The 12,392-nt window shown below is 34.0% G+C and carries 14 protein-coding genes, 1 tRNA gene and 1 pseudogene; 10 read left to right on the plus strand and 6 right to left on the minus strand.

The genetic code is table 11. The features are described from left to right. A partial coding sequence (locus tag AB8B65_RS04595) for a fasciclin domain-containing protein (RefSeq protein ID WP_405299682.1) occupies positions 1-559 on the plus strand: 559 nt, incomplete at its 5' end. Positions 560-673: 114 nt separating this feature from the next. Further along, a complete protein-coding gene (locus AB8B65_RS04600) occupies positions 674-1,507 on the plus strand; it encodes an OmpA family protein (protein WP_405299683.1) in 834 nt (277 codons plus the stop codon). A gap of 78 nt (positions 1,508-1,585) precedes the next feature. Here AB8B65_RS04600 and murA read toward each other — a convergent pair whose 3' ends face one another. From murA to AB8B65_RS04615, 3 genes are all read right to left on the minus strand, one after another. Then, entirely contained in the window at positions 1,586-2,893 is a 1,308-nt protein-coding gene (gene murA / locus AB8B65_RS04605; RefSeq protein WP_405299684.1) for a UDP-N-acetylglucosamine 1-carboxyvinyltransferase, read from the minus strand. Between the two features lie 21 nt (positions 2,894-2,914). Then, a complete protein-coding gene (locus AB8B65_RS04610; protein WP_405299685.1) occupies positions 2,915-3,565 on the minus strand; it encodes a DUF4290 domain-containing protein in 651 nt (216 codons plus the stop codon). A 102-nt stretch (positions 3,566-3,667) separates the two neighbouring features. Beyond that, the gene (locus AB8B65_RS04615; protein ID WP_405299686.1) at positions 3,668-3,958 is read right to left on the minus strand and encodes a DUF493 family protein; all 291 of its coding nucleotides are present in this window, start codon (positions 3,956-3,958) and stop codon (positions 3,668-3,670) included. Positions 3,959-4,284: 326 nt separating this feature from the next. On the opposite strand from AB8B65_RS04615, the gene AB8B65_RS04620 reads away from it, so the two are divergent. Then, positions 4,285-4,830: a hypothetical protein gene (locus AB8B65_RS04620; protein ID WP_405299687.1), complete on the plus strand. Its 546-nt coding sequence runs from the start codon at positions 4,285-4,287 to the stop codon at positions 4,828-4,830. Positions 4,831-5,033: 203 nt separating this feature from the next. On the opposite strand, the gene AB8B65_RS04625 is transcribed toward AB8B65_RS04620, so the two are convergent. Further along, on the minus strand, positions 5,034-5,342 hold the full coding sequence (locus AB8B65_RS04625) for a hypothetical protein (RefSeq protein ID WP_405299688.1): 309 nt from the start codon (positions 5,340-5,342) through the stop codon (positions 5,034-5,036). 482 nt (positions 5,343-5,824) lie between these two features. Between AB8B65_RS04625 and AB8B65_RS04630 the strand changes: the two genes are divergently transcribed. From AB8B65_RS04630 to AB8B65_RS04650, 5 genes are all read left to right on the plus strand, one after another. After that, positions 5,825-6,370, plus strand: coding sequence for an AAA family ATPase (locus AB8B65_RS04630; protein WP_405299689.1), 546 nt, complete (start codon positions 5,825-5,827; stop codon positions 6,368-6,370). After that, positions 6,367-8,265: an ATP-dependent DNA helicase RecQ gene (locus AB8B65_RS04635; RefSeq protein WP_405299690.1), complete on the plus strand. Its 1,899-nt coding sequence runs from the start codon at positions 6,367-6,369 to the stop codon at positions 8,263-8,265. Before AB8B65_RS04630 ends, AB8B65_RS04635 begins: the two co-directional genes overlap by 4 nt. A 3-nt stretch (positions 8,266-8,268) precedes the next feature. Beyond that, positions 8,269-9,216, plus strand: coding sequence for a methionyl-tRNA formyltransferase (fmt, locus tag AB8B65_RS04640; RefSeq protein WP_405299691.1), 948 nt, complete (start codon positions 8,269-8,271; stop codon positions 9,214-9,216). Between the two features lie 179 nt (positions 9,217-9,395). Further along, complete coding sequence (locus AB8B65_RS04645) at positions 9,396-9,671, plus strand: HU family DNA-binding protein (protein ID WP_405299695.1); 276 nt, start codon at positions 9,396-9,398, stop codon at positions 9,669-9,671. A gap of 135 nt (positions 9,672-9,806) precedes the next feature. Continuing rightward, the gene (locus tag AB8B65_RS04650; protein WP_405299692.1) at positions 9,807-10,376 is read left to right on the plus strand and encodes a YqgE/AlgH family protein; all 570 of its coding nucleotides are present in this window, start codon (positions 9,807-9,809) and stop codon (positions 10,374-10,376) included. On the opposite strand, the gene AB8B65_RS04655 is transcribed toward AB8B65_RS04650, so the two are convergent. Continuing rightward, positions 10,377-11,216: an aminotransferase class IV gene (locus AB8B65_RS04655; RefSeq protein WP_405299693.1), complete on the minus strand. Its 840-nt coding sequence runs from the start codon at positions 11,214-11,216 to the stop codon at positions 10,377-10,379. It abuts the gene before it with no gap. Between the two features lie 53 nt (positions 11,217-11,269). Then, on the minus strand, positions 11,270-11,659 hold the full coding sequence (locus AB8B65_RS04660) for an START-like domain-containing protein (protein WP_405299694.1): 390 nt from the start codon (positions 11,657-11,659) through the stop codon (positions 11,270-11,272). A 132-nt stretch (positions 11,660-11,791) separates the two neighbouring features. On the opposite strand from AB8B65_RS04660, the gene AB8B65_RS04665 reads away from it, so the two are divergent. Together AB8B65_RS04665 and AB8B65_RS04670 are read left to right on the plus strand one after the other, a co-directional pair. Next, positions 11,792-11,865 (plus strand) — tRNA-Met (locus AB8B65_RS04665). 67 nt (positions 11,866-11,932) lie between these two features. Next, positions 11,933-12,392, plus strand: a pseudogene (locus AB8B65_RS04670) (hypothetical protein); the annotation flags it as partial.

Here is a 12,392-nt window from a genome sequence, read left to right on the forward strand (position 1 = left end):
CATGTATGTAAATACAAGTAATGGTGTAGTTTTAAACGGTGTATCAACAGTGACAACTGCAGATGTATCTGTAGATAATGGAGTAATCCATGCTGTAAATACAGTAATTGATTTACCAACTGTAGTAACATTTGCCACAGCAGATGCTACTTTCGGAATCTTAGTACAGGCACTTACAAGAGAAAATTCATTTACGTACGTAGCAACGTTAAGTTCTAAAACTTCCCCTGCTCCATTTACAGTATTTGCACCAACAGATGCTGCATTTGTTGACTTATTAGCTGAATTGGAATTACCAACTTTAGGTGATGTACCAACAGCTACATTAGAAGCTACATTAAATACACATGTAGTAGCAGGAGCAAATGTATTAGCATCAACATTAACAGATGGAATGATGGTAAGTACATTAGGAGACAATTTTACAATAAACACGGTTGGTGGAGCTACTTTTACCGACCTAAACGATAGAACCGGTGACATTATTGTTACCGATGTTCAGGCAGTGAATGGTGTAATTCATGTTGTTAATAAGGTTATATTACCGAATCTAAATTAGGTGTATTAGATTCAAAAGAGAAACCATTTTTAAGACTGGTAAGGGCAACTAATTTTTTAGTTGCCCTTCTTTTTTGATATAATTTTGTACCTTTTTCATCCCAAAAGATAATACATGAAACAACTACTTATCATATTACTTTGTAGCGTTAGTTTTTGTCAAGCGCAAGATATTGAGTTTGATATTTATTTTAACTTGGGAAAGTATACATTATCAAGCAAGCACACTAAAAAAATTAATACAGAACTAGCCACTTTAGATAGTACTACAACGTACAATTTTGTCATAAAAGGATATACTGATTTTGTAGATACCGAGAATTTTAATCTTGAATTGTCCAAAAACAGAGCAAATTCAGTTACTACATTTCTTCAAAAAAATCACAAATCACTCATTAATTCTATTGAAAAAGAAGCAAAAGGAGAATTGCCAACTGTTTCTCAGAAACAAAATGAACGAATTGGTGTTAAAAAACATCGGAAAGTATCTGTTGTCATCTCTAAAAACGATCACAAACCCAAAATTGTCAAGCAAAAAGAAAATATTTTTGTTATTCCTGTCGCTAAACTTCGCGTTGGAGGTTCGTATTCTTTCGGTAAAATTAATTTTAAAACAGGAAGAGTCACACTTGTAAAGACGTCTAAAAAGGAACTGGAAAAACTCGTTCGGTTTTTAAAGAAAAATAGAAATATTCATATTGAAGTGCAAGGACATGTATGCTGCGGTGGCAATGATGATTCTGATGCTTTAAATAGTGCCACAGGAACTGAAACACTTTCATTAGACAGAGCTCGTTTTATTTATAAGTATCTCATTAGCAGAGGAATTTCTAAAGAACGACTTACGTATAAAGGCTATGCATTTAAAACGCCGTTACGTTTCCCTGAGAAAGGATCTCGCGATCGCAGTGCTAATAGACGTGTTGAGATTAAGATCACGAAAGTGTGATTCCAATAAAATAATCGCACAAAAAAAATCATCTTACCTGAATAAGATGATTCTTTGTTATTTTATAGTAAGGTTCGTTTACAATCGAACAATCTTCGCTCCTATTGCGCGTAAACGTTCGTCAATGTTTTCGTAACCTCTATCTATTTGTTCAATATTATGAATGGTTGACGTTCCTTTGGCAGATAAAGCCGCAATTAATAATGAAATTCCCGCTCTAATATCTGGCGAAACCATTGTAGTTGCTTTTAATTGTGATTTGAAATCGTGGCCAATAACGCTAGCTCTATGCGGATCGCAAAGAATAATTTTTGCGCCCATGTCAATCAATTTATCGACAAAGAATAAACGGCTTTCAAACATTTTTTGGTGTACTAAAACACTTCCGCGTGCTTGTGTTGCTACAACCAAAATAATACTCAATAAATCTGGTGTAAATCCTGGCCAAGGCGCATCGGCAATTGTCAAGATAGAACCGTCAATGTAGTTTTGAATTTCGTATCCATCTGCATGTTTAGGAACATAAATATCATCTCCTTTGCGTTCTACCGTAATTCCAAGTTTTCTGAATACATCCGGGATTTGTCCTAAATCGTCCCAACTTACATTTTTAATCGTCAGTTCGCTTCGTGTCATTGCTGCCAAACCAATCCAACTTCCAATTTCAATCATATCTGGAAGCATTCTATGTTCCGTTCCGCCCAATTCATCAACACCTTCTATGCGAAGTAAATTTGAACCAACACCACGAATTTTTGCGCCCATTCGATTCAGCATTTTACATAATTGCTGTAAATATGGCTCGCAAGCGGCGTTGTAAATTGTAGTTGTACCTTCTGCTAATACAGCAGCCATCACAATATTTGCGGTTCCTGTTACAGAAGCTTCATCAAGCAACATATATGTTCCTTGCAATTTTTTAGCTTCTACTCCATAAAAATAATCTTCTCTGTTATATCTAAATTTCGCGCCAAGCTTAATAAAGCCTTCAAAATGCGTGTCTAATCTTCTACGTCCAATTTTGTCACCTCCTGGTTTTGGAATGTATCCTTTTCCAAATCGTGCCAATAATGGACCAACAATCATAATAGAACCACGCAAACCGCGTCCTTCTTCTTTAAATTGTTCAGATTCTAGATAGTTAAGATTGATATCATCGGACTGAAACGTGTATGAGCCAGGTCCGTTTTTTTGAATTTTCACACCCAAGTTTCCTAAAAGCATGATTAATTTATTGACATCTACGATATCAGGAATATTACTTATTGTAACCTTGTCTGGTGTTAATAAAACAGCACATAATATTTGTAATGCTTCATTTTTTGCACCTTGTGGTTGAATACTTCCTTTTAACTGATGACCACCTTCAATCTTAAAAGTCCCCATAAAATATGATAATGAATTTTGTTAATAACGCTTTCTGCTATTGCGATTTTTATTGTTGCGTTGTTGATTTTTGTTATTATTACTGTTCGAAAACTTCTTTTTCTGTTTCAGTAGATTTGAAGCATCTGACAAGTCTTCGTTTTTGGCTGCTAAGTCAATTTCCCCATTACTCAATTCGAGTAAATGCCTAAAAATTACATAATCTTCAACAGTATCTTTATTCCAATTTAGGTAGCATTTTTTCATGTGGTTTGCAATAGCAAACTCTAAAGCTTCCTTCATTTCGCCTTCTTCCCATCCGTTTGCCACGTCAATCATTCGTTTAATATTATTTCCGTAGAAACGATATTTAGGAAAGTTTTGTGGATATCCAAGTGGATTTGGACGTTCTTGTAATAATTCGCGAGAAGGTTTTGGATAAGGCGATTCAACATCCAGTCTAAAATCTGACATGATAAATAGTTGATCCCATAATTTATGTTGAAAATCGGCAACATCACGCAAATGTGGTTGTAAATTCCCCATTACGCCAATGATTGATTTTGCAATTTTATTGCGTTCTACATCATCTTCTGTTTCTACGGCATGGTTGATCATTTTTTGAATATGTCGTCCATACTCTGGAATAATCAATCGTTTACGCTCTGTGTTATACTCTAACTGGTCAATCAAAATAAAATTTGTTTGTAAGGTAAATATTGAAGTAAAATAAAGTTCTTGTGAAGATTATTTTGAATTTGCAAAATAGTAAAAAAAAATTAGATAGCTCTGTAGTTACAGAGAAATTATACCTTCTACTGTACTTGCTTCCTTATATTTTTCAATTACCGCAGTTGCACTTTTCATATTTACATTAATTGTTACACTAGTGTAGGTTCCTTTGGAAGACTTTTTAGTGTTAATAACAGCGCCCATATTGTTAAATATTTGGTGTACTTCTTTTATTTTTTCTTCACTAGAAGGCACAATAAACTTGTACATATATAATGCAGGAAATTCTGTTGTTTCTTCTAATTGTATTTTTAGTTTTGCATAAAACGCTTCAGGATCGTTTTTTGAACTCATGCTGTCTTTTTTTCTTAATGAACGGCAAAGATACGCGGAATGTTTTGTTTTAGAAAATTAGAACTTAGCCTGCTGCGCTGTAAATATATGACCACAGTATTTGTAGAGTCAAGATTCTAGATTTTTTCAGAGTGATTATGGGAAACCGCATTGTTTATTAATGATTTTATTTTTATGACTATAAGAATGTTTCCTAGCAATAGCAATTTTCCATCTCGTGCCAATAAACGAGCTTAAAAATGTTTCTGAATTCGTGATAAAAAACGATATAACACAATTCGATAGTATTAATAATTTGATTATTATTGTAATTGATACCACTTATTTTGAAGACAAAAACAATATTTATTGCAGATGAAACTGTTGCTATTGATACAGATTATTTGAATCCTTTTTTTCTTGATGAAATAGAAGAAACCGAAATTCTGAAAATTCAAGAATTGACAAACCTGCAACATTTAAACATTTCTTCAACTGAAATAGAAGACAAGCATCTTGCAATTATTGGAGAAATTAATAGTATTGAACTGTTAGATATAGACGCTACCAAAATAACAGATGAAGGCATTCAGTTGCTACAATCGTTACAATACTTAAAACAATTACGACTTAAAGATAATCCACAACTTACAGATGCATGTATTAAGTATTTATCAAACATTAAATCCTTGGAAATGATTCATATTGGAAATACTTCTATTACAGTTTCTGGACTCAAAAAATTACCGTTAGACACGAATTTGAATTCAATAATTTTAAGTTCAAATTTTAAAAATTCTGTAGAGGATTTATGCCTGCTTTCAACAAGATACCCTAAATTAGAAATAACACTGAAAGGAACTGGAGTTATTACCCGCGGAAAACTTAATTGAGATCTAAAATAATATTGAGAAGTGAGCTGAAAGCTAAACAATGAATTTTTAAAGTTTTTCTTGATACATTTTTTTTGAAAAATACTCGAATTGACGTTTAGTATAATCGAACATTTACAATATAAAAGAAGCAGATTACAAAATACCAACGTATTACATGCAATCTGTCCCTAAACTAAATTTCTTCTATTATATTTTTACTCTTATCGTTGTTCTATTTGAAACCAGCCATTCCATACACCACCAATTTGATAGCAGATGAAATATTCGCCAGCATCTGTAACAGCAACTACTTCAATTTGACCTTCACGGTTTGTTGTTGCAGCTACGCTAACAGCATTTTTTAAAGGTCCTGTTGAACCTTCTGCCGTTCCGTATAAAGCACTTGCTTGTGACCATACTAATTTATCTCCTGGTTCTATTTGCCATGTATGTGCTACCATCTTTGCTTCATCAATATAAAAAGCTTCTACACGTCCGTCTGAATTCGTTGCAATCTCAAAATTATTCATAATTTCTAATTTTATAATTTCCTACTCTATTTAAAACTGGCTTTTCGGGTTTCGCCTGTAAAAACCAAAAAGAGCGAACTAACATTCTCATTATTTGATTTTTATAACAATACAAATATGCTACAGTTCTTGTGTTTTTTATAAGTAGAAATTACCTGCTTTTATAAAACAGATAGAATTACCACGATGTAGGTTTTAACTTAATTAGGACATCCTCAACTCCATAAATTTCTATACTCGCGTCCATAAACAAACTAAAACAATTCGTGCATTCGTGGCAGAAAACTGATCATGTTTCATAGTGCTTCTCGATACCATTTTTCTTCATTTCATTATGAAAAATCACTCCTTTAGACGTTTTGTTAACAGATTGCTTCGTTATACTTCCTCAAAAAGACGTTTCAAAACACAAACCAACAACTAAAAACAAAAATTTCATATTCCTACGATTTTCCGTAATTTTACGCCATAAATTATTCAGATTGAACACGAAAAGAGTACTTATTATTGGCGGACCAGGCACTGGGAAATCTACCTTGATTACAGCTTTAGAAGAAAAAGGACATGTTTGCTTCCATGAAATTTCACGAGAAGTGACCGCTGCTGCACAGAAAAAAGGCATTGAACAACTGTTTTTAACGCAACCTTTGCTGTTTAGCGAATTGCTATTGAAAGGTAGAATTCAACAATTTAAAGATGCAGAATCACTTGATAGAAACTATGCTTTTTACGATCGTGGCATTCCGGATGTAGCCGCATATATGGATTATACAGGCGACGAATATCCTGATATGTTTCGTGAAGCTTGTAAGAATCATACCTATGATGTTGCTTTTATGTTAGCGCCATGGAAAGAAATTTATGAGCAAGACAATGAACGTTACGAAAGTTTTGAACAAGCAGAAACCATTCAGAAGTTTTTGACAACAGCTTATGAAAGCTACAATTACAAACTGATTGATGTACCGTTCGGAACCATTTCAGAACGTATTACATTCATCCTACATACACTTAAAAACCACGAATGACCAAACCGCTTGCACTTTTAGAAAAATATTGGGGACATACTTCGTTTCGTCCTTTGCAAGAAGATATTATAAATGCGGTTATTCAACAAAAAGATACCTTGGCTTTATTACCAACTGGCGGTGGAAAGTCAGTTTGCTTTCAAATTCCTGCGTTGGCTATGGAGGGAATTTGTATTGTGGTTTCACCTTTGGTTGCCTTAATTCAAGATCAAGTAGCCAATTTAAAAGCCAACGGAATTAAAGCAATTGCCTTAACTGGCGGATTGAAAGCAACTGAAATTAGTGACTTACTGGACAATTGCGTGTATGGCGATTATAAGTTTTTGTACGTATCACCCGAACGTTTACAGCAAGAAATTATTCAACAACGCATCAAGCAAATGAACGTCAACCTAATTGCAGTTGATGAAGCGCATTGTATTTCGCAATGGGGAAATGATTTTCGTCCAGCATATAAAAACATCAATACGCTTCGTGAGTTGTTGCCAAACGTTCCATGTATTGCATTGACTGCAACTGCCACGCCAACAGTTGTAAAAGATATTGAAGCGAGTTTGCATTTAAAAGATGTACAAAAATTTCAGCAATCGTTTACACGCAAAAATTTAGCGTACACAGTCTTAGAAACCGAAAACAAAATCATAACCATCGAGAAAACTTTGCGCAAATATCCGCAATCATGTATTGTGTATACGCGCAACCGAAAAAGTACCGTAAGTATTCATGAATCGCTTTCGCGGGAAGGATTTACGAGTGTATTTTTTCATGGTGGACTTTCGTCAGAAGAGAAAAAAGACAATCTACAAAAATGGTTGAACGGTAAAGTGCAAACGATCGTGGCTACAAATGCTTTTGGAATGGGAATTGATAAACCCGATGTAAAGAATGTGATTCACGTACAATTGCCCGATAGTTTAGAAAATTACTATCAAGAAGCAGGACGTGCAGGACGAAATGGCGAATATGCAAACGCCATCATTCTAACTGATGCGAATGATATTGACAGTTTACAGAAACAGTTTATTCATAACTTACCAAGTGTGGATTTCTTGAAAATCGTTTTTAGGAAGCTGTGTAGTTTCTTTCAAGTTGCTTACGGTGAAGGTTATGATACTAAACATGCACTGGCTTTTTACGAATTCTGCAAAACATATCAATTTCCCACACAAAAAACATATACTGCGTTACAATTATTAGACAGACATAGTATAATTCAGCTTTCGCAGCATTTTCATAGAAAAACGTCGTTACAGTTTATAGTGGATCAATTTAATTTGATGAAGTATCTCGATACCAATTCTAACGTAAGTTTAATTACACAAGCAATTTTACGCACGTACGGCGGTGCTTTTGAACAGAAAATACAAATTAACACCCATTTTTTAGCGCAAAAGTTAGGATTGCCTAAGTATAAAATTGCAGAGACCATTCAGCAATTAGCAAAAGATGAAATCATTACACTTGATGAAATTCAGACTGATGCAGAAGTTACTTTTTTAGTCGCTCGTGAAGATGATAAAACAATTCATCCGATTGCAAAAGAAGTACGACAACAAAACGAATTGAAAAAGAAACGTGTTGCAGCCGTTATCAAGTACATAAAAGATACGGAAACTTGTAAAAACATTCAGCTACTCGCCTATTTTGGTGAAGCAACAAAAACTCCTTGCGGAATTTGCTCCGTATGTAGAACACAAAAAGCGGTAACTCCCAATACGGAAATGCAATTGCTCATTAGAGATGACATTTTGAAGGTTTTAAAAGAGAAACCAATGACCTCAACCGAAATTTGCGCTATTTTACCATATAGAGAAAACGCGCTATTAGCGATAATTCAGTTACTTTTGGAGGCTGAAAAAATTAAATTAACAGAAACAAATACTTATACCATATAATATATGAGAGATTTAAGAATCGTTTTTATGGGTACGCCCGATTTTGCTGTGGCAACTTTAAAAGCACTATTGGATGCCAATTATACTGTAGTTGGTGTAATTACTGCGCCCGATAAACCTGCAGGTCGCGGACGCAAGATGCATCAATCTGCCGTGAAGAAGTTTGCCTTAGCAAATGGTTTGAATGTGTTGCAACCTACAAACTTAAAACGCAAATCTTTTGTGGCCGAATTAAAAGCGTTAAACGCGAATTTACAAATTGTGGTTGCTTTTAGGATGTTACCGAAAGTTGTTTGGCAAATGCCGGCATACGGAACTTTTAATTTACACGCTTCGTTACTTCCTAGTTATAGAGGTGCAGCGCCAATTAACTGGGCTATTATTAATGGTGAAACAAAAACGGGCGTGACTACTTTCTTTATTGATGAGAAAATTGACACAGGTGCTATGATTTTTCAGGAAGAACTTCCTATTGATCCAACAGAAAATGCTGGTTCATTACATGATAAGTTAATGGCTATTGGAAGTGCGTTGGTTGTAAAAACAGTTCAGCATATAGAAAAGGATGAAGTTACGACGACCATTCAACCAAATTTGGAGAATGTACGAACGGCATATAAGATTCATAAAGATACTTGCAAAATTGATTGGACAGATACGATAGACCATATATATAATAAAATTCGCGGATTGAGTCCGTATCCTGCATCATGGACAACCTTATATAATGGAGACGATACCTATAAAATTAAAATATATGAAGTAGCAAAAGTAATTGAATCACATGCTATTGCTGTGGGAAGCGTGATTAGTTCTAAAAAAGAGCTAAAAATTGCGGTGAAAGAAGGGTACATTATTGTAAGAGTTTTACAGCTACCTGGAAAGCGTTCAATGGAAATTAGGTCATTGTTAAACGGTTTTACTTTTGAAAAAGACGCAAAAGTCTCGTAAGCCCTATATCTATTGATACGAGAGAAAAACAACAAAAAACAGTCGTGTTTATTAACAATCGCCTTAAGTTATTAACAAAAACGCGGTTTTCCCGCGCTATTACTTGCATGACAAAGAAATCCGTATAAATTTGTATTGCTTTTAAAAATAATGTTTAACCAACAATTAATAATTCAACAATTATGAACAAAACAGAATTAATTGACGCAATGGCTGCTGACGCAGGAATTTCTAAAGCTGCAGCAAAGAAGTCATTGGAATCATTTTTAGGAAATGTAGAAGGAGCTTTAAAAGGAGGAAACAGAGTTTCTCTAGTAGGATTTGGATCTTGGTCAGTATCGGAAAGAGCTGCAAGAGAAGGAAGAAATCCACAAACTGGAAAAACTATCCAAATTGCTGCTAAAAAAGTAGTAAAGTTTAAAGCAGGATCTGACTTAGGAAAAGCTGTTAACTAATTATATTTAGCATATAAATTAGACAAAAAGCACTCAAATTTGAGTGCTTTTTCGTTTTTTATGAGGTTATGAAAAGTGCTGTATTTGATTATTCCGTTTTTTTTTAATAGATTTAAGTAACCTAAAAAAACGCAAATGATTGCCTTAAAACCCAATAAAGGACATCTTTTAGTTGCAGAACCATCCATTATTGGAGACGTATCTTTCAACAGATCAGTTGTTTTACTTGCTGACCATACTGAAGAAGGATCTATTGGCTTCATTTTGAATAAACCACTAAATGTTCATCTTTCGGACTTAATTCCGCAATTTTCTGACGCAAAAATGTCATTTAAAGTATATAATGGTGGACCTGTAGAACAAGATAATTTATATTTTATTCATAAAATACCGCACTTGGTACCTAATAGTATAGAAATTTCGCTGGGGATTTATTGGGGCGGCGATTTTTCTTCTATTGCCAAACTTTTAGAAGAAGATAAATTACAACAAGACGACATAAAGTTTTTTCTGGGATATTCTGGTTGGCATGCCAATCAATTAAGTGAAGAATTGAATTCTAATTCTTGGGTTATTGTTGAAAATGAATTTCAAAAAGAGATCATTTCCAAATCTTGCAAGTCTATTTGGCGTAATAAGATGATGGAATTTGGTGGCGAATATTTGATTTGGTCAAATGCGCCTGAAGATCCGAGTCATAATTAACTACACTCCTAGTCTAATTTTCAAGTTTAATTTCGCTATTAAATCTCGCGCAACGGTAGTTTCAAACTGTTTTTTGCGGTATTTTGTGATGGGAACAATTCCTCGAATTACATTTGTGATAAAGAATTCATCAGCTTTTTGAATTTCAAAAGGTGAGATACTTTCTTCTTTCAATTCATAATCGGGTGTTTTTTCTATGATTTCCAGTAATTGCTTTCGTAAAATTCCTTTTAGGCAACCATCAGTAATTGGTGGTGTTTTAATTGTGTTTCCTTTCACCAAAAATATATTCCCATTTAAAGCTTCTACAACGCTTTTATCTTCATTAACCAACAAACAGTTGTCCAAGTCATTTTCTTTGGCGTAAATGCTTCCTAATACGTTTATGATCTTGTTATTCGTCTTTAATGTAGAAAGCAATCCTTTGTTGATGTAAAAGTCTTTGTACAAATCGACTTCAAACTTTGCTTCAGAAAGCAAGTAAAAAGGTGATTTTAGTTCATTTGCGGTAATGATATATTCAACTTCGTTAGAATCTGGCAAGTACAATCCGCCATCACCTCTAAAAACTGTAAAGCGTACGCGTGCATTCGTTAAATCACTTGCTTTTAACGTATTGATTATTTCTTCTTCTAGAAATTCCATCGTAAAATTCATTGGGATTTCCATTCTTAAAATTCGCATTGACTCCATTAATCGGAAATAATGATCTTCCCAAAACAGGATTTTATTTGCAACGATTCTTAGGGTTTCAAAAAGCGAATCTCCATATTTTAGTCCTCTATTTTCAACATTCAGTATTGTAGTTTCTGTACTGATGTTTCCATTAAAATTTACCATAAAAAAAGCCTTGATTATCTCAAGGCAAATATACTTTTTAAAAATGGTTTTTCTTAGCGAGAACCTAAAACTTGTTTCAAACTTCCAATTTGGTTTTCCCACAACATTTTACCTTCTTCAACTTCTTCATCGTCATCTGCGTGATCGATTACTATAAGAGAAACATCTTTAGTAATTTCATCGACTACTATTTTCATTTCAAAATAATACGATGTGTCTTCATCTTCTTCCCATTGAAAGCGGATACGCTCATTATTTTTCTTTCCAAGGAGCTTTGCCGTTTCTTCTTCACCGTCCCATATAAATATAAAAATCTCACCTCTCGAGTTTACATTATCTGCATACCATTCAGACAATCCTGAAGGTGTAGATAGATATTGGAACAAAAGCTGTGGAGAAGATTGTATAGGGAACTCAATTTCGTATTTTACTTTATCTGACATGCTTTATTTGTAATTATGTTGTCGACAATATATACATTAATTGCTAAGTTTAAAAGAAAACGATAAAAAAAATAATTTTTGTGTAATATTTGCTCAAAAAAAAATAGTTACTATATTTGCACCCGCAAACACGGCGAGGTAGCTCAGTTGGTTAGAGCGTCGGATTCATAACCCGGAGGTCTCGGGTTCAATTCCCGATCTCGCTACAAAGACAATTATACACGTATTGTCAATGTTTATAAGGTTTTCCATCATTTGGAAAACCTTTTTTTTATGTCTAAATTACATCTCCTTTTAACAAACGCATATAGAAACGCATATACTTTGAGTAAGAACCTATACACAGAACCAAAAATTTATGATGCAGATGGCGATCTTTCCAAACGTTGGTATGTGTACTATTATTATCGGAATCCCGTAACAGAAAAATTAGTCTTACAACCACCTTTATATATGGGAGTCAACAGATTAAAGACTAAAAAAGAACGAATGGAAATGCTCGTTATTAACAGAATAGCATTGCATGAACTACTGAAAAAAGGATATAATCCTTATGAAACCTACAAAGAAACTGATAAACGCATTGAACAACAAAAAATACAAGAAGAAGGTACTGAAATTGAAAGTCAACGAAAAAATTATACTGTAAAAGAAGCTTTATTTTTTGCTTTAAAGCAACGTAAACCGCATTGGAAAAAGAAAACTGCGGGAACTGGATATTCTGGACTAAACT

Source organism: Kordia sp. (genome assembly GCF_045105435.1).
Taxonomy (GTDB): Bacteria; Bacteroidota; Bacteroidia; order Flavobacteriales; family Flavobacteriaceae; genus Kordia.

What these genes read in the sequence shown, in the direction of transcription:
- AB8B65_RS04600 (WP_405299683.1), top strand. Translation starts at nt 674, where the DNA reads ATGAAACAACTACTTATCATATTACTTTGTAGCGTTAGTTTTTGTCAA.
- murA (WP_405299684.1), bottom strand. Translation starts at nt 2,893, where the DNA reads ATGGGGACTTTTAAGATTGAAGGTGGTCATCAGTTAAAAGGAAGTATT.
- AB8B65_RS04615 (WP_405299686.1), bottom strand. Translation starts at nt 3,958, where the DNA reads ATGAGTTCAAAAAACGATCCTGAAGCGTTTTATGCAAAACTAAAAATA.
- AB8B65_RS04625 (WP_405299688.1), bottom strand. Translation starts at nt 5,342, where the DNA reads ATGAATAATTTTGAGATTGCAACGAATTCAGACGGACGTGTAGAAGCT.
- AB8B65_RS04635 (WP_405299690.1), top strand. Translation starts at nt 6,367, where the DNA reads ATGACCAAACCGCTTGCACTTTTAGAAAAATATTGGGGACATACTTCG.
- fmt (WP_405299691.1), top strand. Translation starts at nt 8,269, where the DNA reads ATGAGAGATTTAAGAATCGTTTTTATGGGTACGCCCGATTTTGCTGTG.
- AB8B65_RS04650 (WP_405299692.1), top strand. Translation starts at nt 9,807, where the DNA reads ATGATTGCCTTAAAACCCAATAAAGGACATCTTTTAGTTGCAGAACCA.
- AB8B65_RS04655 (WP_405299693.1), bottom strand. Translation starts at nt 11,216, where the DNA reads ATGGTAAATTTTAATGGAAACATCAGTACAGAAACTACAATACTGAAT.
- AB8B65_RS04660 (WP_405299694.1), bottom strand. Translation starts at nt 11,659, where the DNA reads ATGTCAGATAAAGTAAAATACGAAATTGAGTTCCCTATACAATCTTCT.